The sequence below is a fragment of the Roseateles sp. GW821-FHT09G03 genome (genome assembly GCF_059416045.1).
In genome coordinates, this window is the sequence record NZ_JBWKOK010000003.1 from 460,751 (window position 1) to 481,939 (window position 21,189).

Annotated in this window: 20 protein-coding genes; 17 read left to right on the forward strand and 3 right to left on the reverse strand. The window is 69.0% G+C overall.

Annotation, left to right across the window (positions count from 1 at the left end; all coding sequences use genetic code 11):
* Positions 1-52: 52 nt before the first annotated feature.
* Positions 53-817: an SDR family oxidoreductase gene (locus AC07OZ_RS14225; RefSeq protein ID WP_495467745.1), complete on the reverse strand. Its 765-nt coding sequence runs from the start codon at positions 815-817 to the stop codon at positions 53-55.
* A gap of 94 nt (positions 818-911) precedes the next feature.
* Here AC07OZ_RS14225 and AC07OZ_RS14230 point away from each other — a divergent pair, with 94 nt between their 5' ends.
* From AC07OZ_RS14230 to AC07OZ_RS14240, 3 genes are all read left to right on the forward strand, one after another.
* The gene (locus AC07OZ_RS14230; RefSeq protein WP_495467746.1) at positions 912-1,865 is read left to right on the forward strand and encodes an AraC family transcriptional regulator; all 954 of its coding nucleotides are present in this window, start codon (positions 912-914) and stop codon (positions 1,863-1,865) included.
* Entirely contained in the window at positions 1,852-2,754 is a 903-nt protein-coding gene (gene yddG, locus AC07OZ_RS14235; RefSeq protein WP_495467747.1) for an aromatic amino acid DMT transporter YddG, read from the forward strand. The genes AC07OZ_RS14230 and yddG overlap by 14 nt, the downstream gene beginning before the upstream one ends.
* Before the next feature lie 173 nt (positions 2,755-2,927).
* Positions 2,928-4,028: a hypothetical protein gene (locus tag AC07OZ_RS14240; RefSeq protein ID WP_495467748.1), complete on the forward strand. Its 1,101-nt coding sequence runs from the start codon at positions 2,928-2,930 to the stop codon at positions 4,026-4,028.
* A gap of 70 nt (positions 4,029-4,098) precedes the next feature.
* Here the strand turns inward: AC07OZ_RS14240 and ychF are convergent, their stop codons facing one another.
* The gene (gene ychF / locus AC07OZ_RS14245; protein ID WP_495467749.1) at positions 4,099-5,190 is read right to left on the reverse strand and encodes a redox-regulated ATPase YchF; all 1,092 of its coding nucleotides are present in this window, start codon (positions 5,188-5,190) and stop codon (positions 4,099-4,101) included.
* Between the two features lie 247 nt (positions 5,191-5,437).
* Here ychF and AC07OZ_RS14250 point away from each other — a divergent pair, with 247 nt between their 5' ends.
* The 7 genes from AC07OZ_RS14250 to AC07OZ_RS14280 all read left to right on the forward strand — a co-directional run bounded on the left by AC07OZ_RS14250 (position 5,438) and on the right by AC07OZ_RS14280 (position 12,409).
* Positions 5,438-6,547, forward strand: a complete 1,110-nt coding sequence (locus tag AC07OZ_RS14250; protein ID WP_495467750.1) for an FAD-dependent monooxygenase — start codon at positions 5,438-5,440, stop codon at positions 6,545-6,547.
* A gap of 40 nt (positions 6,548-6,587) precedes the next feature.
* Complete coding sequence (locus AC07OZ_RS14255) at positions 6,588-7,361, forward strand: DsbC family protein (RefSeq protein ID WP_495467751.1); 774 nt, start codon at positions 6,588-6,590, stop codon at positions 7,359-7,361.
* A gap of 34 nt (positions 7,362-7,395) precedes the next feature.
* Entirely contained in the window at positions 7,396-7,866 is a 471-nt protein-coding gene (locus AC07OZ_RS14260; RefSeq protein ID WP_495467752.1) for a DUF3429 domain-containing protein, read from the forward strand.
* Between the two features lie 112 nt (positions 7,867-7,978).
* Entirely contained in the window at positions 7,979-9,745 is a 1,767-nt protein-coding gene (locus tag AC07OZ_RS14265) for a M61 family metallopeptidase (protein WP_495467753.1), read from the forward strand.
* A 71-nt stretch (positions 9,746-9,816) separates the two neighbouring features.
* Positions 9,817-10,983 (forward strand): DUF3108 domain-containing protein, encoded by a 1,167-nt coding sequence (locus AC07OZ_RS14270; protein WP_495467754.1) that lies wholly within the window; start codon positions 9,817-9,819, stop codon positions 10,981-10,983.
* A 96-nt stretch (positions 10,984-11,079) separates the two neighbouring features.
* Positions 11,080-11,868, forward strand: a complete 789-nt coding sequence (locus tag AC07OZ_RS14275) for an enoyl-CoA hydratase (RefSeq protein ID WP_495467985.1) — start codon at positions 11,080-11,082, stop codon at positions 11,866-11,868.
* A 256-nt stretch (positions 11,869-12,124) separates the two neighbouring features.
* Positions 12,125-12,409 carry a DUF4148 domain-containing protein gene (locus tag AC07OZ_RS14280; RefSeq protein WP_495467755.1) on the forward strand — a complete coding sequence of 95 codons (285 nt, stop codon included), beginning with the start codon at positions 12,125-12,127 and terminating at the stop codon, positions 12,407-12,409.
* A gap of 104 nt (positions 12,410-12,513) precedes the next feature.
* Here AC07OZ_RS14280 and lysS read toward each other — a convergent pair whose 3' ends face one another.
* Positions 12,514-14,055, reverse strand: a complete 1,542-nt coding sequence (gene lysS, locus AC07OZ_RS14285; RefSeq protein WP_495467756.1) for a lysine--tRNA ligase — start codon at positions 14,053-14,055, stop codon at positions 12,514-12,516.
* A gap of 53 nt (positions 14,056-14,108) precedes the next feature.
* On the opposite strand from lysS, the gene AC07OZ_RS14290 reads away from it, so the two are divergent.
* From AC07OZ_RS14290 to AC07OZ_RS14320, 7 genes are read left to right on the forward strand one after another with little or no spacing between them, the layout of a single operon-like run.
* The gene (locus tag AC07OZ_RS14290) at positions 14,109-15,173 is read left to right on the forward strand and encodes a Gfo/Idh/MocA family protein (RefSeq protein ID WP_495467757.1); all 1,065 of its coding nucleotides are present in this window, start codon (positions 14,109-14,111) and stop codon (positions 15,171-15,173) included.
* Position 15,174: 1 nt separating this feature from the next.
* The gene (locus AC07OZ_RS14295; protein WP_495467758.1) at positions 15,175-15,771 is read left to right on the forward strand and encodes an acyltransferase; all 597 of its coding nucleotides are present in this window, start codon (positions 15,175-15,177) and stop codon (positions 15,769-15,771) included.
* Positions 15,768-16,871 (forward strand): DegT/DnrJ/EryC1/StrS family aminotransferase, encoded by a 1,104-nt coding sequence (locus AC07OZ_RS14300; protein ID WP_495467759.1) that lies wholly within the window; start codon positions 15,768-15,770, stop codon positions 16,869-16,871. Before AC07OZ_RS14295 ends, AC07OZ_RS14300 begins: the two co-directional genes overlap by 4 nt.
* 8 nt (positions 16,872-16,879) lie before the next feature.
* Positions 16,880-17,440 (forward strand): acyltransferase, encoded by a 561-nt coding sequence (locus AC07OZ_RS14305; RefSeq protein WP_495467760.1) that lies wholly within the window; start codon positions 16,880-16,882, stop codon positions 17,438-17,440.
* Entirely contained in the window at positions 17,437-18,690 is a 1,254-nt protein-coding gene (locus AC07OZ_RS14310; RefSeq protein ID WP_495467761.1) for a DegT/DnrJ/EryC1/StrS family aminotransferase, read from the forward strand. Before AC07OZ_RS14305 ends, AC07OZ_RS14310 begins: the two co-directional genes overlap by 4 nt.
* Positions 18,687-19,991 (forward strand): lipopolysaccharide biosynthesis protein, encoded by a 1,305-nt coding sequence (locus AC07OZ_RS14315; RefSeq protein ID WP_495467762.1) that lies wholly within the window; start codon positions 18,687-18,689, stop codon positions 19,989-19,991. Before AC07OZ_RS14310 ends, AC07OZ_RS14315 begins: the two co-directional genes overlap by 4 nt.
* Positions 19,988-21,136 (forward strand): glycosyltransferase family 4 protein, encoded by a 1,149-nt coding sequence (locus tag AC07OZ_RS14320; RefSeq protein ID WP_495467763.1) that lies wholly within the window; start codon positions 19,988-19,990, stop codon positions 21,134-21,136. The genes AC07OZ_RS14315 and AC07OZ_RS14320 overlap by 4 nt, the downstream gene beginning before the upstream one ends.
* Positions 21,137-21,189: the final 53 nt, after the last annotated feature.

The window sequence follows — 21,189 nt, forward strand, 5'->3', positions numbered from 1 at the left end:
GAACAACGCAGCAGCAGGACGTTGCTCCGGGCGAAAGAGAGGCAGGGGCGGATCAAGCGCCTGCCAAGGTCTCCGCCAACGCCACCGCATCCGCCCCCGCCGGAATCCGCATCGGCGCCTGCGGATCCGTGACGGCGCGCCAGACGGCCTCGGCCACGTCCTGCGCGTGGGTCACCGGCGTCGATGCATCGCGCACCGCGGCGAAGACGCGATCGCGGAACGCCATGTAGGCCTCCGGCACGCTGTCGCTCATCAGCTTGCGCGCGTTGTCGCCGAAGCTCGTGCCGGGCGATCGGCCCGGCAGCACGAGCCGCGCGCGGATGTTGAAGGGCTCGAGCTCCAGCGCGAGCGACTCGGTGAACGCATTCACCGCCGCCTTGCTGCCGGTGTAGACCGAGAGCAGCGGCAGCGACCTCAGCGTCACGCTCGACGTGACGTTCACCACCACGCCGGCGCGGCGCTCGCGGAACTGCGGCAGCACGGCCTGCGTCATGGCGATGGTGCCGAGCACATTGGTCTCGTAGAGCGCGCGGGCGTTGGCCATGTCGACGGCCTCCAGCGGCGACAGCAGGCCGACGCCGGCGTTGTTCACCAAGGCATCGATCGGACCGGCGTCCCACAGGCATTGGCGGATGCTGTCGGCATCGGTGACATCGAGCGGCAGCACGCGCAGCAGCTCGGAGCGCGGCAGCAAGTCCTCGCGCGGCGAGCGCATCGTCGCGACGACGCGCCAGCCCTTGTCGAGGAAGAAGCGCGCGGTCTCGAGGCCGAAGCCCGACGAGCAGCCGGTGATCAGGACGGTGGAAGTGCGGGACATCAGGAACTCCTTCGGTAGGGGATGTCCGGACGATAGGGAAGGACCGCCGGACTGGCTACACTGCGAAGTCCATTCCTTTGTCGAGATCGTCCAGATGGTCGACCCGTTGGCGGAAGTCGTTTCCCTGCTGCGGCCGCAGGCGCCGTTCTCCAAGCTCGTGGTGGCCTCGGCGCCGTGGGCCGTGCGCCGCAGCGAGACGGGCCGGCCGTTCTACTTCGTCGCGCTCGAGGGCTCCTGTCAGCTGACGATCGACGGGCCCACGCGCAGCGAGACGATCACGGTGCACCAGGGCGATTTCGTGTTGCTTCCCGCCGCGCGCAATTTCGCGACCTCCAGCCTCGATCGCCAGCCGCCGCGCGAGGGCGAGCCCGTCACGACGCCGATCGCGCCCATGCCCGGCGGCGCGCGCATCGGCGATCCGAATGGGGCGGTGGACATGAGGATGCTCGTCGGAAACTGCGTCCTCGGCTCGCCGGACGCGGAGCTGCTGGTATCGCTGCTGCCGCAATGGGTTCACGTGCGCGGAGAGAGCCGCCTGTCGACGCTCGTTCAATTGGTCGGAGACGAATCGCGCGCGCATCGGCCGGCGCGCGAGATCGTCATGTCGCGCCTGCTGGAGGTGCTGCTGATCGAGGCTTTCCGCTCGACGGCCAGCACGGCGGAGTCGCCGGGCCTCGTGCGCGGCCTGGCCGATCCGAAACTGGCGCAGGCCCTGCGGCGCATGCATGAATCGCCCGCGCTGCCGTGGACCGTCGTCGAGCTCGCGAAGGAGGCGTCGATGTCGCGCTCCGCCTTCTTCGAGCGCTTCAGCCGTGCGGTGGGCGTCGCACCGATGGCCTACCTGCTCGCGTGGCGCATGGCGCTGGCCAAACAATGGCTGCGGCAACGCGAGCTGTCGATCGCGGAGATCGCCGAACGCGTCGGCTACAGCGCCGTCGGCCCGTTCGGCGTGGCGTTCACACGGCACGTGGGCATGCCTCCCGGAAGATTCGCCAGAAACGTCGCCCAGAACCTTGCCCTGCACGAAAGCATGAATGTCGAAGTCTGACCTGTCGAAGGGCGCCACGCTGCTGGGTCTCGTGGCCATCCTGTTCTGGAGCACCACCGTCGGGGTCACGCGCAGCACGATCGAGTTCCTCGGCCGGACTGGCGCCCCCGCCGTCCTGTTCACGGTGTCCGCGCTGCTGCTCCTGCCCACACGCACGTCGCTGCGCGAGCTGCCGCGTCGCTATCTCTGGCTCGGCGCCGCGCTGTTCGTCGGGTACGAGCTGTGCTTCGTGCTGGCGCTCGGATTCGCGCGCTCGCGCCACGAGGCGATCGAGGTCGGCATGGTCAACTACCTCTGGCCGAGTCTCACCGTGCTGTGTTCCGCGATCGCCGATCGCAAGCGGCTGAACGTGTTGATGCTCGCGGGATTGGGGCTGGCCCTCACGGGGGTGATCACGGCGTCCTCGCCGCCGGACGGACTGTCGCTCGGCCGCTTCTTCCACAACGCGGCGTCGAATCCGCTCAGCTACGGCCTCGCGTTCATCGGCGCGATCGTGTGGGCCCTCTACAGCGTCTGCACGAAGCACATGTCCCAAGGCAAGAACGCGCTCTGGTTCTTCATGGCGCTCAGCGCGGCCGGCTTCTGGATCGTGCACGCGCTCGATGCGGAGCGTCCGCCGATGAACTGGTCGACGCATGTCGTCATCCAGGTCGCGCTCGCGAGCGCGGCGGTGACGCTCGCCTACCTGTTCTGGAACATCGGCGTGCTGCGCGGGAACATCCACGTGCTCGGCCTCGCGGCGAACGGCACGCCGCTGATGTCGGCGCTGTTCGCGTCGGTGCTGCTGAGCGCGCCTCTGCCTATCATCTTCTGGACGGGGGCGGCGCTGGTGGCCGTGGGCTCGCTGATCGCCGGGGCCGGTCTCAGATCCGCGCGCCCCGCCGCTTGAACAGGGCGTTCCCAGGCTGATTCGCTTCGACTGCCGGTCGGTCCGGTGCTGTCACAACCGACCTATCCAGGTCATCGCGCGCCGCAACTCTGCAAAGTCTGACGCCGCACCTGCGGCGTGTGCGCAACGGGCACTTCGGCGCCTGAATTCCGCACCCCCCAGACAGGCCTTTAATGATCGCTGTTGTGATCTTTGAAGGTGATGAGGCGATGGGGACGAATGAGCTTACCGAGAGGGCCGAGGCGGCGGTTCAGCGGTTCGAACGCAACGGCTACTTCCCGTTGCTTGAGGACCTCGATGAGGGCGAGCGAGCCTGGCGTCTGCAACACGCCCGAGAAATGGTGCGGCAGATCTACATCGCCGACCCGCGACTGTTCGATGGCGGTAGCGAGAAGCAGGTCAAGGTGCTCATCCGATTGCTGGATCGCCTGGCGGTATCGAGCGAAAACGATGCGTTGATCGATGTGCTGAACGGCGCGCTGGATCTGGATCCGGTAGCAACGGCTCGGCTTGCCGGGCACCTCCGCCGCTCATCCATGGAGAACATCGCCGCGTCCATCGAGGTCTTGCAGCGGCGCGAGCTCGCGGTGCAGAAGCTGAGGCATCTGATGACGGAGCACTATCGCGATGTGCTTGAGACGCCGGACCTGCAGCGGATCATCGAGAACAACACCTGGCTGTTCGGGCCTCGATACGAAACGCTGGGAGCGGAGGATGACAGCTTCACCAAGATCGCGAAGGCGATCCGCGACAGGGTGGTCGGGCGCCCGGAGTTGGACGAAGAGGACGTTGATTGCGTGGACGATCTGGTCGCGGCGAAACGCCAACCGGACCTCTTCCTCGCTCGCAAGTTTCCGTCCATCGATTCTCTGGGCCGTCAGATCTACAAGTTCGTCGTCATCGAAATGAAGCGACCGGCCATCTCGCTCAACAAGAAGCACCTGCGTCAGTTGGAGGATTACGCCGAGATCATCAAATCGATGGCCGACTTCGATTCAGAGCTGATGCATTTCGAACTCATCCTGGTCGGCCGCAGGATCTCTTCGAAAGACAGTCGAATCAGGAGTCGCCTCCACGGCAATGTTGTGCGGGGAGACCTTGGCCTGATCGAGGACAACCCCAACCTGAAGCTGTACGTCATGAATTGGACGTCCCTGCTCGCCAGCTTCGAACTGAGTCACAACTTCATGTTGGAGAAGCTGAAGCTCAAGCGAGCCGAGCTTGTGGGGAAGAGCAAAGGCGAACTGGTGGCGGAACTGCAAGAGGCGCATTGAGCAACGCAAGCGCTCGGCTCAATGAAAAACGCCCGCTGGCGCGGGCGTCTTGGGTATCGGGAAAGGGCGGTCAGACGTTGAACAGGAAGTTCAACACATCGCCGTCCTTGACGATGTAGTCCTTGCCTTCCGCGCGCATCTTGCCGGCGTCCTTGGCCGCCTGTTCACCCTTGAACTGGATGAAGTCGTCGAAGGCGATCGTCTGCGCGCGGATGAAGCCGCGTTCGAAGTCGGTGTGGATCACGCCCGCCGCCTGCGGCGCCGTGTCGCCGACGTGGATCGTCCACGCGCGCACTTCCTTCACGCCCGCCGTGAAGTAGGTCTGCAGGCCCAGCAGCTTGAAGCCGGCGCGGATCAGGCGGTTCAGACCCGGCTCGTCCTGGCCCATCTCGGCCAGGAACATCGCGCGGTCCTCGTCTTCCATCTCCGACAGCTCGGCCTCGGTCTTCGCGCAGATCGCCACCACCGGCGCGTTCTGGCCCGCGGCGTATTCCTTCAGGCGGTCCAGGAAGGGGTTGTTCTCGAATCCGTCTTCCGCCACGTTGCCCACGAACATCGCCGGCTTGGCCGTGATCAGGCACAGCGGCTTCAGGATGACCAGCTCTTCCTTGCTGAAGTCGATCGACCGCACCGGCTTGGCCTGGTCCAGCGCGACCTGGCACTTCTCCAGCACCTTCACCAGCGCCGCCGCGTCCTTGTCGCCCGCGCGCGCCACCTTGTTGTAGCGGTGCAGGCTCTTCTCCACCGTCCCCAGGTCCGCCAGGCACAGCTCGGTCTGGATCACCTCGATGTCGGAGATCGGGTCCACCTTGCCGTTGACGTGGATCACGTTCGGATCCTCGAAGCAGCGCACCACGTTCACGATCGCGTCCGTCTCGCGGATGTGCGACAGGAACTGGTTGCCCAGGCCTTCACCCTTGGACGCGCCCGCCACCAGACCCGCGATGTCCACGAACTCGACGATCGCCGGCACGATGCGCTCCGGCTTCACGATCTCCGCCAGCTTCCCCAGGCGCGGATCGGGCAGCTCGACGATGCCGACGTTCGGCTCGATCGTGCAGAAGGGATAGTTCTCGGCGGCGATGCCGGCCTTGGTCAGCGCGTTGAAGAGGGTGGACTTGCCGACATTGGGCAGGCCCACGATGCCGCATTTGAGGCTCATGGTTGGCTTTCGGGGGAAATGCTGGAAGCTGGAGTGGCCTGCGGCAGCGCGCGGGCGAAACCGGCATTTTAGTCAAGCGCCGCTCCCGTCGCCGATTCAGCCTTCGATCCCGCCACCAACCCGCTGCCGTGCCCGCTGCTGTTCCTGCGGCCGTGCCCGGCGCCGGCCCCGTCGCCCATCGGGTGGTCGGCACCGTCTGGAGGCCCGCCCGGGACCGCCCCATGGCCCCTGCCTACAATCGCCGTCCATGGAAAAGTTCGATGTCCTGGTGCGCGGCAACGGCTGCGTCGGTCGCAGCCTGGCCCTGGCGCTCGGCGCCCGCGGCCTGCGCGTGGCGTTGCTGGCCCGGCCGACCACCGCGCCGTCCTCCGCGGACGTCCGCGCCTATGCGCTCAATGCCGCCTCCGTCGCGCTGCTCACCCGGCTGCGTGTCTGGGAAGGCCTCGCCGAGGACGCCCGCACCCCCGTGCACGACATGCGCATCCACGGCGACCGCGCCGGCGCGGAGCTGCACTTCAGCGCCTGGCAGCAGGGCGCGGGCGAGCTCGCCCACATCGTCGACGCCGCCGCGCTCGAGGACCAGCTCGACGCCGCGCTGCGTTTCTCCCCGCATGTGCAGCGCGTGACCGAGCCTGTCCCCGCCACGCTGCAGGCCCTGTGCGAAGGCCGTGACACCGGCGCCGCGCAGGAATTCGGGGTGCACTACGAGCGCCACGACTACGGCCACCTGGGCGTCGCCACGCGGCTGATCGCCAGCAAGCCGCATCAGGGCCAGGCCTGGCAGTGGTTCCGCTCGCCGGACGTGCTGGCGCTGCTGCCCTTCGACCGCCCGGAGCCCGGCCACAGCTACGGCCTGGTCTGGTCGCTGCCCAAAGACGAAGCCCGCCGCCTGCTGGCCGCCGGTCCGGCCGAATTCGAATCCGCCCTGCTGGAAGCCACCGGCGGTGCCGCCGGCTCGCTGAAGCTCGCCGGCGAGCGCCAGTCCTGGCCGCTGCAGCTGTGCCGCGCCGACGCGCTGTGCGGCCCCGGATGGGTGTTGCTCGGCGACGCCGCCCACCTGGTCCATCCGCTGGCGGGGCAAGGCCTCAACCTCGGTCTGGCCGACGTGGAGGCGCTGGTCGACGTCATCACGCGCCGCGAATCCTGGCGCGGTCTCGGTGACGACAAGCTGCTGCGCCGCTACGCCCGCGCCCGCATTGCTCCGACCTGGGCCATGGGCGAACTGACCGACGGTCTGCTGCGCGGCTTCGCCAGCCAGGCGCCGGTGCTCGCCCGGCTCCGCAACGAGGGCCTGCGCCTGGTCGATCGCGCCGGCCCGCTCAAGAAATGGCTCACGGCGCGCGCGCTCGGCCACTGAACGGTGTCATCCGTTCACCTGAAAGCCCTCGAAAGTTCACATGATGTCCACGCTGTTCCCCTCGCTCTCCCGCAAGACCCTTGCGCTGGTCGCCTCGCTGGCCGCGCTCGGCCTGTACGGTTGCTCGGCCCAGGCCAACGAGGACACCATCCGCAAGAACCTCGCCGCGGTGATGCCCAAGGAGATCAAGATCGATGAGGTCCGCCCCAGCCCGATCGCCGGCCTGTGGGAAGTCCGCATCGGCAGCGAGATCCGCTACACCGACGCCGCCGGCCAGTACCTCGTCGAGGGCGAGATCCTCGACCTGAAGAACCGCAAGAACATCACCCAGGAGCGCGTCGAGAAGCTCACCGCGATCGACTTCGCCTCGCTGCCGCTCAAGGACGCGATCGTCTGGAAGAAGGGCGACGGCAAGCGCCGCATCGCCGTCTTCGCCGACCCGAACTGCGGCTACTGCAAGCGCTTCGAGAAGTCGCTGCAGGAAGTCGACAACATCACCGTCTACACCTTCGTGATCCCCATCCTCGGCGGCGACTCGCCGGAGAAGTCGCGCACCATGTGGTGCGCCAAGGACAACACCGTCGCCTGGCGCAACTGGATGATCGACGGCGCGATGACGGGCCCGGCGGATCCGAAATGCGACAGCTCCGCCATCCAGCGCAACCTGGCCCTGAGCCAGAAGATCCGCGTCAACGGCACGCCCGCCATCCTGTTCGAGAACGGCACCCGCGCTCCGGGCGCGATCAGCCCGCAGCAGCTCGAGCAACGCTTCCAGGCGATCCAGGAAGCGGACAAGACGCAGAAGAAATCCTGAATCCCAGAAGCAGTCCTGATCCCGATCGAGCCCCATGAGCGACCGCACGCCCCACCACGCCGCCCCGGTGCACGCCGCCTCGGCCTCCGTCAACCCGATCGCCGCGCGGCTGGGTTATGCCGGCCTGATCCCGTTCGTGCTCGGCGCGGCGCTGGTCTGGCTGGTGCGGGAGGACGCGCATCCCTACGTCACCGACGGCCTGTCGCGCTACGCGGCCATCGTCATCACGTTCCTGGGGGCGATCCACTGGGGCCTGGGCATGCGCCAGACCATCCCGTCGCCCGCGCCCTTCATCTGGGGCATCGTGCCGGCGCTGCTGGCCTGGATCGCCTCGACGATGCCCCCGTACGCGGGGCTGGTGATCGAGGGTTTCCTGCTGATCGCCTGCTACATCGCCGACCGCAAGCTGTACCCGTCGCTGGGCGCCTCGGCGTGGCTGACGCTGCGCTTCCGGCTGAGCGCCGTGGCGGCGCTCAGCTGCTTCATCGCCGCCCAGGGGACCTGATTCCCCAGAACCCGCAGGGGCGTCGATCCGGACGAACCCTGGCCCGGGTCACTTGAACGAGAACCGCCCAATCGCGCACCACGCGCGCGCCGGGCTTGGTAGGCTGTTCCTCATGACCGCTCGCCCCACGATCCATTACCGCATCGCCGTCGCCGACCTGCACGCGCATCGCTTCGAGGTCACGCTGACCGTGCCGGCGCCCGAGCCGCGCCAGGCCTTGAGCCTGCCGGTCTGGATCCCGGGCAGCTACCTGGTGCGCGAGTTCTCGCGCCACCTCGGCGCCGTGACGGCACGCCAGGGCCAGCGCGAGGTCCTCGTGACCCAGACGGCGAAGAACCGCTGGGAATTCGAGTGCGCCGGCCGTGGCGCGCTGGTCATCAGCTACTCGGTCTACGCCTTCGACACCTCCGTGCGCGCCGCCTTCCTGGACGCGCAGCGCGGCTTCTTCAACGCGACCAGCCTGTGCCTGCGCGCGCACGGCAAGGACGACCTGCCGCACCGCGTCGAGCTGACCGGCCTGCCCGAGGGCTGGGACGTCGCCACGGCGATGGCCCCGGTCGAGGACGCCCCGCTGCAGTTCGAGGCCGCCGACTACGACGAACTCGCCGACCATCCGTTCGAGCTGGGCCCGTTCTGGCGCGGTGAATTCGTCGCCGGCGGCGTGCCGCACGAACTGGTCGTGTCCGGCGCGCTGCCGATCTTCGACGGCGAACGGCTGCTGCGCGACGCGCAGAAGATCTGCGAAACGCAGATCGCCTTCTGGCACTGCGGCAAGAGCAAGCCGCCGATGTCGCGCTACGTGTTCCTGCTCAACTGCACCGACGACGGCTACGGCGGCCTCGAGCACCGCGCCAGCACCGCGCTGATCGCGGCGCGGCGCGACCTGCCGCGCCTGGGGCAGTCCGAGACCAGCGACGGCTACGTGAAGCTGCTCGGCCTGATCAGCCACGAGTACTTCCACACCTGGAACGTGAAGCGGCTGCGGCCGGACGTGTTCGAGCGCTACGACTACGAGCAGGAGAACTACACCGAGCTGCTGTGGTTCTTCGAGGGCTTCACCTCGTACTACGACGACCTGTTCCTGGTCCGCGCCGGCCTGATCGACGAGGCCCGCTACCTGAAGCTGATCGCCGGCACCCTCACGCAGGTGCTGGGTGCGCCGGGCCGCAAGCACCAGAGCGTGGCGCGGTCCAGTCTCGAGGCCTGGACCAAGTACTACCGCCAGGACGAGAACACGCCCAACGCGGTCGTCAGCTACTACGCCAAGGGCTCGCTGGTGGCGCTGGCCCTGGACCTGTCGCTGCGCGGCGCGGAGAAGTGCGAGAAGCCGCAGTCCGTGGACGACCTGATGCGCGGCCTGTGGAAGGACACCGGCGGCGGTCCGGTCAGCGAGGCGAAGATCCTGCAGAAGCTGGTCGACATCGGCGGCGAGGCGATCGCGCAGACGTTGTCGACCTGGGTGCACGGCACGGAGGACCTGCCGCTGCCGCAGCTGCTGGAACGCGTCGGGGTGCGCTGGTGCCTGGACAAGCCGACGCTGGCGCAGCGCCTGGGGCTGCGGGTGACGGAGAACGACGGCATCGTGACCGTCAAGAACGTGCTGCTCGACAGCGCCGGGCTGGCCGCGGGACTGAGCGCGGGGGACGAGATCGTCGCCTGCAACGGCTGGCGCGTGCGCAAGTTCGAAGACCTGCCGCTGACGCTGAACCACATCGACCCGCAACGGCTGGAACTGCTGGTGACGCGTGACCAGCGGATGCTGACGCTCGCCCTGACCCTGCCGACGCAGGACAGCGCCGCGCGGCCGGTCTGCCTGGGCCTGCTCGACAAGGCGCCGGCGCGCGCGCAAAGCCTGCGGCGCGCATGGCTGGGTGGCTGAGACGGCGGCTCGCCCTCGAGCTCCGGCAAATCCGGGACGCCGGCCGGGCGGTCGGCCGCGGGATGTCGGTGGTGCTGGCATGGACGCGTGCGGGCTTGGGGCGGCTGGCCGACCCGCGCCGCTGGCGCGACGCGGCGCGCGCCGTCCGCCGGCATCACGTGGCGCTGGCCGCGCTCACGGGTGCCGTGATCGGCGCGCATCTCTGGCTGTTGAGCGGCGCCCGTCAGCTCCACGACGAGTGGGCGCCGGCGATCCCAGAGCCGGAGCGGCTGCAGGCGGCCTTCATCCGGGAACTGGCGCCGGCCCCGCCGCCATCGCCGGCGACCACGCCGCCCAAGGACGGACCGCAGGGCACGCCGCCCCCGCACATCGAATCGATGCCGGCGCTCGGCGAAGGCCCGGCGCCCTTGCCGCGCGATCCGGCCGCCAGCGAGCCGCCGCCTGAACTGCAGGCGCTGGCGATGCCGCCGGCGCTCGCCGTGTCCGACGCGGCCGGCGAGTGGACGCCGGGCATCGAATGGCCGCTGTCGACGGAACTCGACTACCAGCTGACCGGCGATTTCCGCGGCCCCATCTACGGCGATGCCCGCGTGCAATGGCTGCGGGACGGCGCGCACTACCAGGTCCACCTCGAAGCCTGGATCGGCCCGAAGATCGCGCCCCTGATGTCGCGCCGGATGAGCAGCGACGGCGAGATCACGCCGCTGGGCCTGGCCCCGAAGCGTTTCGACGAGGTGACCGGCGGGCTCGCGGGCGGGAGCCGTCAGTCGACGCTGCTCTTCGACCTGGGCGGTGTGCGCCTGGCCAATGGCCGTCGCGCGCCGGTGCCCGATGGCACGCAGGATGCGGCCAGCCAGTTCGTGCAGTTCACCTGGCTGTTCCTGACCGGCCGCCAGGCCGCGCAGGGCGATCTGCTGATCCAGCAACCGCTGGCATTGCCGCGCAACGTGCACCTGTGGCGCTACAAGGTGCGCGGGATGGAGGACGTCGCGACGCCGCTGGGCCAGATCCCGGCGTGGCACGTGGACTCCGACATGGACATGGAAGACACCCGCGGCGACATGCAGGCGGAGTTCTGGCTGGCGCCGTCGCTGCAGTACCTGCCGGTGCGGGTGCGGATCTGGCAGAACCGGCCGAAGGATGCGCGCACGCACATCGACCTGGTGCTGAAGTCGGCGCCGAAGCAGGCGCTGGCGCCGGCTCAGCCGGCCCCGTCGGCGTCGGCCACGAGCCGCTGAGCGTCAGGGCGAGCGGACCTCTCCGTCTGCTTGCGCCTCTATAGTTGCCGCCATTCGAGTTCAAGGAGACATCCCATGATTGCAGCCCTGACCGGCGTGACGTTCGAGAACATCCTGGTGGAGGTCGCCGGCACCGGTGACCGCAAGACCGGAGTGATCCGGCTGAACCGCCCGAAACAGCTGAACGCGCTGAGCGACCCGTTGATGGACGAACTGGGCCGCGCGCTGCTGGTCTTCGACGCGGACGACGGCATCGGCTGCATCGTGCTGACCGGCAGCGAGCGCGCCTTCGCGGCGGGCGCGGACATCCCGACGATGGCGCCGCACACCTTCATGTCGGCGTTCAAGAGCGGGCTGATCTCGAAAAACTGGGAAACCATCCTGCAGGTGCGCAAGCCGGTGATCGGCGCGGTGGCAGGTTTTGCCCTGGGCGGCGGTTGCGAGCTGGCGATGATGTGCGACTTCATCATCGCGGCGGAGACGGCGCGCTTCGGCCAACCGGAGATCAAGCTGGGCATCATCCCCGGCGCGGGCGGCACGCAGCGCCTGCCGCGCGCGGTCAGCAAGAGCAAGGCGATGGACATGCTGCTGACCGCCCGCATGATGGATGCGGCCGAGGCGGAGCGTGCCGGACTGGTGTCGCGCGTGGTGCCGGCGGAGCAGTTGATGGCCGAGGCGCTGACGGCGGCGGAGACGATCAACGGCTTCAGCGGCCCGTCGACGATGCTGATCAAGGAGCTGGTCAACCTGGCCTACCAGGGGCCGCTGACCGACGGCGTCGCGATCGAGCGCCGCTACTTCCATGCGCTGTTCGGCTCCGACGACCAGCGCGAAGGCATGGATGCCTTCCTGGCGAAGCGCGCGCCGGCGTTCAAGCACCAGTGACGCTGGGCAGGTGGGGGCCAACCGTTCCAGGATCAGTCCAGAGACGGCTGCGGTCCCTGCCTAGGCAGCTTCTTTTTGAAACAATCCTTGATTCCGACCGCTGTACGCTAAGTGTGCGGTTGGGGGATTGTTGACAATCCGTGAACGGATCTTTCCAGATTGCCTAGTGTTTCCCCTAGGCGGCGGCGCCTAGAGTTCAACCCATGGACGACGCGGAGTGCGGAGTCCGGTGCAACGAACCGACTAGGAGCCCGCCATGAACACCCTGATCAAGACCACCCTGATTGCCGCCGCCTTCCTGACCGCCGGCGCCACCTTCGCCGCCGAACCGGTCCAGAAGACCCGCGCCGAAGTCATCGCCGAGCTGCAAGCCGCTCGCGAATCCGGCGAAATCGGCGCGCTGAGCGCCGAACAAGCGGGCGTCGGCTCGCTGGAGAACGGCCTCAACGCGCCGACCTCGGCCCAGATCGCCGCCAAGAAGGCTGCCGTCAAGACCGCCGCCAAGAAGGGCGCGACGACTGAAGGCGCTTCGGCCAAGTAAGGCCAACGCTTCCCCCTCGACACTGCCGGATGCACCGGCCGGCCAGGGGGAGCCAAAAGAAAAGGGACACCCGAGGGTGTCCCTTTTGCATGGGCGTTTGACGCTCAGCCTTCGCGACGCAGCGCCGGGAAGAGGATCACGTCGCGGATCGACGGGCTGTCGGTGATCAGCATCATCAGACGGTCGATGCCGATGCCGCAGCCACCCGTCGGGGGCATGCCGTACTCCAAGGCGCGGATGAAGTCGGCATCAAAGAACATCGCCTCCTCGTCACCCGCATCCTTGTTGGCGACCTGCGACTGGAAACGCGCGGCCTGGTCCTCGGCATCGTTCAGCTCGGAGAAGCCGTTGGCGTACTCGCGGCCGGTGATGAAGAGCTCGAAACGCTCCGTGATCGTCGGATCCGCATCCGAGGCGCGCGCCAGCGGCGAGACCTCGACCGGGTAGTCGACGATGAAGGTCGGCTCCCAGAGTTTCTCTTCGACCGCGGCCTCGAACAGGCCGAACTGCAGCGCCGACAGGCCCCAATGCTTGGGCGCTTCCTCGCCGAGTTCCTTGAGCTTGGCGCGCAGGACCTCGGCGTCATCGGCTTCGGCTTCGGTCACGCCCGCGTGCACGATCAGCGACTGACGCACGGAGAGGCGCGTGAACGGCTTCTCCAGGTCGACTGGCTTGCCGGCGTAGGTCACCAGCGCGCTGCCGGTGGCGGCGCGCGCGGCGTGGCGGATCACCTCCTCGGTGAAGCTCATGACCTCCTGGTGGGTCCAGAACGCCGCGTAGAACTCCATCATCGTGAACTCGGGGTTGTGCCGGACACTGATCCCCTCGTTGCGGAAGTTGCGGTTGATCTCGAAGACGCGCTCGAAACCGCCCACCACCAGGCGCTTCAGGTAGAGCTCCGGCGCGATGCGCAGGTACATCTCCTGGTCCAGCGCGTTGTGGTGCGTGATGAAGGGCTTGGCGTTCGCGCCGCCCGGGATCGGGTGCAGCATGGGCGTCTCGACTTCCAGGAAGCCGTTCTCGACCATGTACGAGCGGATCGACGATACGGCCTTGGAACGCGCCACGAAGCGGTCGCGCGCCTTGCCGTCGGAGATCAGGTCGGCGTAGCGCTGACGGTACTTCTGCTCCTGGTCGGCCATGCCGTGGAACTTGTCCGGCAGCGGACGCAGCGACTTGGTCAGCAGGCGCAGCGTCGTGACCTTGACCGACAGTTCGCCGGTGCGGGTGCGGAAGAGCGTGCCCTCCGCGCCCAGGATGTCGCCCAGGTCGAAGTGCTTGAAGTCGGCATAGACCTCTTCGCCCAGCGCGTCCTTGGACAGGAACAGCTGGATCGCGCCGGTGGCGTCCTGCAGCGAGGCGAAGCTCGCCTTGCCCATGATGCGCTTGAGCATCATGCGGCCGGCCACCGTCACCGCGACGGCCTGCGGCTCGAGCTCTTCGTTGGGGAGCTCGCCGTACCGGGCCTGCAGCGGCTGCGCGCGGTGCTGCGGTTTGAAGTCGTTGGGGAAGGCCGCGACCCCCTTGGCCTTGGCTTTTTCGCGGACGGCGGCGAGTTTCTCGCGGCGTTCGGCGATCAGCTTGTTCTCGTCTTGGGCGGGCGCCGGCGTGTCGGTGCCGGTCTGGGGGTCTTGGGGCTGGCTCATCGTGGGCTGCAAAAAAGGCAGGGCGCGATTTTAGGCTCTTAAAATCGCGCCCCATGCCTCAGTTCCCCATCCTGGACCGCCCGGTCCGCGTCGCCCTGGTCGGTTGCGGCCGAATTTCGAAGAATCACGTCGACGCGCTGACCCGGCATCAGGGTCGCGCGGAGCTGGTCGCCGTCTGCGACACGCGCCCCGAGGCCGTGGCCGCCGCGCTGGCCCAGACCGGCCTGCCCGCGGACCGCGGCTTCGCGTCGCTGGACGCGCTGCTGGCGGGCTCCGATGCCGACCTGATCGTGCTGTCCACGCCCAGCGGCCTGCATGCGCAGCAGGCCATCGTCTGCGCCCAGGCCGGCCGCCACGTGCTCAGCGAGAAGCCGATGGCGACGAAGTTCGAGGAAGGCCAGGCCATGGTCCGCGCCTGCCGCGACGCCGGCGTGAAGCTCTTCGTCGTCAAGCAGAACCGCCTGAACGCGACCGTGCAACTGGTGAAGAAGGCGCTGGAAGAAGGCCGCTTCGGCCGCATCTTCATGAGCACGGTCAACGTGTTCTGGACCCGCCCGCAGAGCTACTACGACGCGGCCCGCTGGCGCGGCCGCTGGGACATGGACGGCGGCGCCTTCATGAACCAGGCCAGCCACTACGTCGACCTGCTGGACTGGCTGGTGGGCCCGGTGGACAACGTGCACGCCTACACCGCCACGCTGGACCGCGACATCGAGGCCGAGGACACCGGCGTGCTGGCCCTGCGCCTGCGCCACGGCGGCCTGGCCAGCATCAACGTGACGATGCTGACCTATCCGCAGAACCTGGAAGGCTCGATCACCATCCTCGGCGAGAAGGGCACGGTCAAGATCGGCGGCACCGCCGTCAACAAGATCGAGCACTGGACCTTCGACACGCCGCATCCCGACGACGAGCTGGTGAAGAACGCCAGCTACGAGACGACGAGCGTTTACGGCTTCGGCCACGCCGCGTACTACGACAACGTCATCCAGACGCTGCGCGGCGAGGCGCAGGCCCAGGTCGACGGCTACGAGGGCCTGCGCTCGCTGGAGCTGCTGGTGGCCTGCTACCGCAGCGCGCGCGACGGCCAGCGCGTCGGCCTGCCGCTGGTGTTCTGACATGGCGTTCTGGCAGCACGCCTCGGCCGTCGTCGACGACGGCGCGCAGCTCGGCGACGGCACCAAGGTCTGGCACTTCAGTCACGTCTGCGCCGGCGCGCGCGTCGGCGACGGGTGCTCGCTGGGGCAGGGCGTCTACGTCGGCAACGACGTGACGATCGGCCGCAACGTGAAGATCCAGAACAACGTGTCGGTCTATGACGCGGTGACGCTGGAGGACGACGTCTTCTGCGGCCCGTCCATGGTCTTCACCAATGTCTACAACCCGCGCTCGGCGGTGCCGCGCAAGAGCGAGTACCGCCGCACGCTGGTGAAGCGCGGCGCGACGCTGGGCGCGAACTGCACCGTGGTCTGCGGCGCGACGATCGGCGAATACGCCTTCGTCGGCGCCGGCGCCGTCGTCAAGGGCGACGTGAAGCCGTATGCGCTGATGGTCGGCGTGCCGGCGCGACAGATCGGCTGGATGAGCCGCCACGGCGAGAAGCTCGACCTGCCCGTCGACGGCCGCGGTCGTGCGACCTGCCCGGCCGGCGGCGATCTCTATGAACTCGACGGCCAGACGCTGACGCTGGTCACGCCCCAGGATCCCCAGCCATGAGCCTTTCCTTCATCGATCTCAAGGCCCAGTACGCCGCGCTGAAGACGACGATCGACGCCCGCATCCAGCGCGTGCTGGACCACGGCCAGTACATCATGGGCCCCGAGGTCAAGGAGTTGGAGACCGCGCTGGCGACCTACGTCGGCACGAAGCACTGCATCACCGTCGCCAGCGGCACCGAGGCGCTGCTGATCGCGCTGATGGCGTTGGACCTGCAGCCCGGCGACGAGGTCATCACGACGCCGTTCACCTTCGCCGCGACGGTCGAGACCATCGTGCTGCTGGGCGGCGTGCCGGTGCTGGTCGACGTCGAGCCCGACAGCTGCAACCTCGACGCGTCGCTGATCGAGGCGGCCATCACGCCGCGCACCAAGGCGATCATGCCGGTGAGCCTCTACGGTCAGGTCTGCGACATGGACGCGATCAACGCGGTCGCGGCGAAGCACGGCCACATCCCCGTCATCGAGGACGCGGCGCAGAGCTTCGGCGCTTCCTACAAGGGGATGAAGAGCTGCGGCCTGTCGACCTGGGGCGCGACCAGCTTCTTCCCGAGCAAGCCGCTGGGCTGCTACGGCGACGGCGGCGCCCTGTTCACCGACGACGACGCGCTGGCGCAGGCCGCGCGCGAGATCCGCATCCATGGCCAGAGCCAGCGCTACACGCACACGCGGGTCGGTGTCGGCGGCCGCATGGACACGTTGCAGTGCGCCGTGGTGCTGGGCAAGCTGGAGCGATTCGACTGGGAGATCGCGCAGCGCCTGGCGATCGGCGAGCGTTACCAGCGCCTGATTGCCGGGCTGCCGGTGCAGCGCCTCGCGGTGCGCGAGGATCGCGATTGCGTCTGGGCGCAGTTCACCGTGCAGCTCGACCGGCGCGATGAGGTCGCGGAAGCGCTGAAGCAGGCCGGCGTCCCGACGGCGGTCCACTACCCGAAGCCGCTGCATCGCCAGCCGGCGTACGAGCAGCGCTGCCGTGTCGCGACGCCACTGCCCAACGCCGAGGCCGCCGCGCGGCGCGTGATGAGCCTGCCGATGAGCGCCGACCTGAGCGAGGCGCAGCAGGACCAGGTCGTCGCAGCCCTGCGGGCGGCGTTGACCTGACCGCCCCGATGCTGATCGGCTACACGCTGGATGCAGTCCGCGCCCGGATGCGCGCGCGGGTCGCCGCGTGGCTGGGCCTGGATGTCGGCACCCGGGCGCAGATCCATCCCGGCGCGCGCGTGCGTTGCGGCGCGGGCAGCATGCTGGGCGCGGGATCCATCCTGTACCGCGACGTCCAGATCCTCGCCACCGGCGAGGGCCGCTTCACGATCGGCGCGCGCAGCCACATCGCGCCGGGCGGCTACCTGCTGGTCGGCGACCAGCGTCTGAGCATCGGCGACGACGTCGCCATCGGCCCCGGCCTGATGCTGTTCTGCGAATCCAACGCGGTGACGGCCACCGGCCTGTTCCGCGACCACTACAAGCGCGGCGAGATCCGGATCGGCAGCAATGTGTTCATCGGCGCCCGCGTGACGGTGCTGCCGGGCAGCTTCATCGACGACGGCGTCGTCGTCGCGGCGCACGCGGTGGTGCGCGGCCACCTGCCCAGCGGCTGGGTCTACGGCGGCGTGCCGGCCCGGCCGCTCCACCGGATCGACGGGGCCCGTCCGCCGTCGACCGGCCCGTGAAGGGGCACGTCGCCGGCGCGCTGCGCTGGCGCGACCTGCCCGGCGCGCTCTGGCACTGGCTCCGCCGCGGCGAGGCCAGCGCCGAAGACTTCCGCGCCGCGTTCGCCCGCAGCCTCGGCCTGGATCCGTCGCAGGCCGGCGAGGTCCGCCTCTTCGGCACCGGACGCGCGGCGCTGCATGCGTTCACCGCGTCGCTGGACCTGCCGATCGGCTCGGAGGTGCTGCTGCCGGGCTACACCTGCGTCGTGGTGCCCAACGTGTTCATGCACCTCGGGCTCGCGGTGCGCTACGTCGACATCGCGCGGGACGATTTCAATCCGACGCCCGATGCGATCTCGAACGAGATCGGACCGGCGACGCGCGTCGTCGTCGTGCCGCACAACTTCGGCCTCGTCACCGAGGGCCTGGACGCGCTGCGGGCGAAGCATCCCGACGTGGTCTTCATCGAGGACGCCGCCCACGCCTGGGGCAGCACCGACGCGATCGGCCGCACGATCGGCACCTTGGGGCACGCGGCGTTCTTCAGCTTCGAGTATTCGAAGCCGTTGACCACCGGCATCGGCGGCGCGCTGGTGATCCACGACGCCGCGTCGCGCGAACGCTTCGCGGCGCGCATGCCGGCGCTGCGGGCGCCGACGACCTCGACGGTCTTCAAGCAACTGCTGACGCTGTGCTGGCACCGGCTGACGATGAGTCTGCCGCGCCCCGCGCTGCAGGCGCTGATCGCGCTGCTGCGGGCGCCGTCGCGGATGCTCGGCGTCGTCGCGAAGACGCCGGACAGCGAGGTCGCCGGCGAGACGGAGCCCGACTACCGCGCCGGCCTGCACCCGTTGAGCGCGGCGATCGGACTGATGCAGGCGCGCTGCTTCGACGAGGTCCACGCGCTGCGCCGTGCGCAGGCGTCGGACTACGACGCGCTGCTGACGAACCTGCCGGGCTGGGAGTGGCCCGTCCGCGCGCCCGGCGCCGTGCTGCTGCGCTATCCGCTGCTGCTGCCCGATGCCGCGACGCGCGATGCGGCGATCGCGGCACTGGAGGACGTCGGCATCGTCGGCGGCACCTGGTTCGACGACGTCGTCCATCCGCGCGGCAGCCGCCGTTTCGGCTACACCGCAGGCGAGTGCCTGAACGGTGAGCGCGCCGCGCGCACGGTGCTCAACCTGCCTTTGGGTCGTCATGCGCGGTTGAGCCCGTCGCAACGCGCCGCCGTGCGCGCGATCGCGGAACGCCACGGGGGCAAGTCCCCATGACCGTCCGCCGCCGCTTCGCGCAGCTCGCCGGCGCCTCGATGTTCACGCAGGCGATCCCGATGCTGATCGCGCCGCTGCTGACGCGCTGGTACGGCGCGGAGGCGCTGGGCCACTGGGCGTTGTTCGTGGCGCTGGCCGCGAACCTCGCGACCATCGCCAACGCGCGCTACGAATTCGCCATCGTCCTGCCGCGCCGCGACGGCGAGGCTGCGCTGGTGCTGCAGCTGGCGCTGTGGATCGCCTTCGGCATGGGCCTGCTCACCGCGGTCGGCGCCGGCGCCTGGCACCTGCTGATGGCGCATCACGCGAAGCTCGGCGGGCGCTGGGTTTCGCTCGATCAGTTGGACCCGTGGCTGCTGATGCTCGCTCCGGTGGTGGCGCTGGCCGGCATGCAGCAGGCGCTGAGCCTCTGGAACAACCGGCAGGGCCGCATCGACGTGATCGCGCAAGCGCGGGTGCTCCAGCAGAGCGTGATGGCGGCGGCCCAGGCCGCGGCCGCGCTGGGCGGATTCGCCAGTGTTGCGGCGCTGGTGCTGTCGCAAAGCCTGGCCGCGCTGCTCGCGCCGCTGTGGCTGCTGAGGCGTGGCGCCCGCTGGCGCCGTGCGACACGCCTGGACCGGGCCGGCAAGACCTGGCACTGGCGCCACCTGCGTCGCCTGGGCTGGCGCTACAAGCAGTTCCCGCTGCTCAACAGCCCGCATGCCTTCGTCAACGCGGCACAGGAGACGCTGGTGCTCGCGATGATCGCCGCCTGGGCCGACGCAGCAACCGCCGGCTACTACGCGCTGATGGTGCGCCTCGTGAAGGCGCCGGCGACGCTGGTCGGCGGCGCGTTGTCCGAAGCCCTGCTCGGCGAGCTCGCCCGGGACTGGCAGCGGGGCGTCGACCTGCGTCCCCGCCTGCTGCGCGGCATCAAGCTGCTGGCGATGGTCGCGCTGCCCTGCATGGTCGTGCTGATCGCCGTCGGGCCCGCGCTGTTCGGCTGGCTGCTCGGCGCGGACTGGGCGCGCGCCGGCGAGTACGGCCGGTGGCTCGCCCCCTACGTCGCGGCGCATTTCATCGCCGCGCCGCTGACGGTCACCCCCATGGTCACCGGCCGCCAGCGCGGCGCGCTGGTCTTCAGCCTGGTCGGCAACGCGCTGTACGTGCTGCCCGTGGCGCTGGTGCTGAGCCACGGCGGTTCGCTGACGACGGCGCTGGCCGCCATCGCCGTGCTGCTGCCGATCTATTTCGCCATCTATCTGGCGTGGCTGGTGCGCGGCTCGACGCCGCGACCCGCCCTGCACGGAGTGCCTGCATGAGACTGGTCCTGATCGGGGACGGCGAGAGCCCCCACCTGCTGAAATGGGCGCGTGCGCTGTCGCAGCAGCGCGAGCTCGAACTGTGGGCGGCGTCCACGCGCGGCTTCGCGCCCGAGTTCCAGTTCCTGATCCCCGAGGACCGCCGCCTCGCGCTGAACACCGATCCCGCGCATGCAGGCGGCAACATCGCCGTGCTCAAGCAATTGCCGGCGCTCGGCGCCTGGCTCAAGAAGATCGACGCCGACTGGCTGCACGCGCACTACCTGACCTCGCACGGCACGCTGGCCTGGGCCGCGCGGCGCGGCTGGAAGCTGCGCGCGAAGATCGCCGGCTCCGCCTGGGGCAGCGACATCCTCGTCACGCCCGAGCAGGGCTGGCCCTACCGCTGGCTCACGACGCAGGTGCTGAAGGCCTGCGCGATCACGACCTCCGACTCCGAGCACATGAGCGCCCGCATGCGCGAGCTCGGCGCGGCCGAGGTGATGACCTTCCCGTTCGGGCTGGAGCAGCTGCCCAAGCAGAACTTGCGCAAGCAGCCCTGGCTGTTCTTCACCAACCGAGGGCTGGAGCCGATCTACCGGCCGCATCGCGTGATCGAGGTCTTCGCCGCGATCGCCGCGAAGCAGCCCGAGGCGCGACTGGTCGTCGGCAATGACGGCTCGCTGCGTGACGCCATGGTGGCGCAGGTCGCGTCACTCGGCCTGGCGGACCGCGTCGAATTCATCGGGCGTGTCGATGCGACCACGCAGGGCCGCCGCTACGCGCCGGCCCGCTGGTTCCTGAGCCTGCCGCAAAGCGACTCGGTGTCGGTCTCCGTCCTGGAGGCGATGGCGCATGAGTGCCTGCCCATCCTGTCCGACCTGCCCGCCAACGACGAGGTGCTGGGCACCGGCGGCATCGCCAGCATCGATGCGGCGATGCACCCGAACGCGAAGCTGCTGGGCCGTCACGGCCTGATCCTGAAGGACGGCGACGACCTGACGACGCTGGCCGATCGCCTGCAACTGATGGTCGGCCAGAGCGATGTCGCGGGCCATTCGGTCGACGCCGATCGCCTCGGTGCCGCCAACCGCGCCTGGGTCGCCGAGCACGCGATGTTCGGTCCCGCCGTCAAGAACTTCATCGAGCGCCTGAAGCGCCTCTGAGCCTTCCAGCCCTTCAAGTTCTTCAAGCCCTTCGAGCCGCCCGAGTCATTTCC

Coding starts and splice junctions, on each gene's coding strand:
- AC07OZ_RS14225 (WP_495467745.1), bottom strand. CDS start 817: ATGTCCCGCACTTCCACCGTCCTGATCACCGGCTGCTCGTCGGGCTTC.
- AC07OZ_RS14230 (WP_495467746.1), top strand. CDS start 912: ATGGTCGACCCGTTGGCGGAAGTCGTTTCCCTGCTGCGGCCGCAGGCG.
- yddG (WP_495467747.1), top strand. CDS start 1,852: ATGTCGAAGTCTGACCTGTCGAAGGGCGCCACGCTGCTGGGTCTCGTG.
- AC07OZ_RS14240 (WP_495467748.1), top strand. CDS start 2,928: ATGATCGCTGTTGTGATCTTTGAAGGTGATGAGGCGATGGGGACGAAT.
- ychF (WP_495467749.1), bottom strand. CDS start 5,190: ATGAGCCTCAAATGCGGCATCGTGGGCCTGCCCAATGTCGGCAAGTCC.
- AC07OZ_RS14250 (WP_495467750.1), top strand. CDS start 5,438: ATGGAAAAGTTCGATGTCCTGGTGCGCGGCAACGGCTGCGTCGGTCGC.
- AC07OZ_RS14255 (WP_495467751.1), top strand. CDS start 6,588: ATGATGTCCACGCTGTTCCCCTCGCTCTCCCGCAAGACCCTTGCGCTG.
- AC07OZ_RS14260 (WP_495467752.1), top strand. CDS start 7,396: ATGAGCGACCGCACGCCCCACCACGCCGCCCCGGTGCACGCCGCCTCG.
- AC07OZ_RS14265 (WP_495467753.1), top strand. CDS start 7,979: ATGACCGCTCGCCCCACGATCCATTACCGCATCGCCGTCGCCGACCTG.
- AC07OZ_RS14280 (WP_495467755.1), top strand. CDS start 12,125: ATGAACACCCTGATCAAGACCACCCTGATTGCCGCCGCCTTCCTGACC.
- lysS (WP_495467756.1), bottom strand. CDS start 14,055: ATGAGCCAGCCCCAAGACCCCCAGACCGGCACCGACACGCCGGCGCCC.
- AC07OZ_RS14290 (WP_495467757.1), top strand. CDS start 14,109: ATGCCTCAGTTCCCCATCCTGGACCGCCCGGTCCGCGTCGCCCTGGTC.
- AC07OZ_RS14295 (WP_495467758.1), top strand. CDS start 15,175: ATGGCGTTCTGGCAGCACGCCTCGGCCGTCGTCGACGACGGCGCGCAG.
- AC07OZ_RS14300 (WP_495467759.1), top strand. CDS start 15,768: ATGAGCCTTTCCTTCATCGATCTCAAGGCCCAGTACGCCGCGCTGAAG.
- AC07OZ_RS14305 (WP_495467760.1), top strand. CDS start 16,880: ATGCTGATCGGCTACACGCTGGATGCAGTCCGCGCCCGGATGCGCGCG.
- AC07OZ_RS14315 (WP_495467762.1), top strand. CDS start 18,687: ATGACCGTCCGCCGCCGCTTCGCGCAGCTCGCCGGCGCCTCGATGTTC.
- AC07OZ_RS14320 (WP_495467763.1), top strand. CDS start 19,988: ATGAGACTGGTCCTGATCGGGGACGGCGAGAGCCCCCACCTGCTGAAA.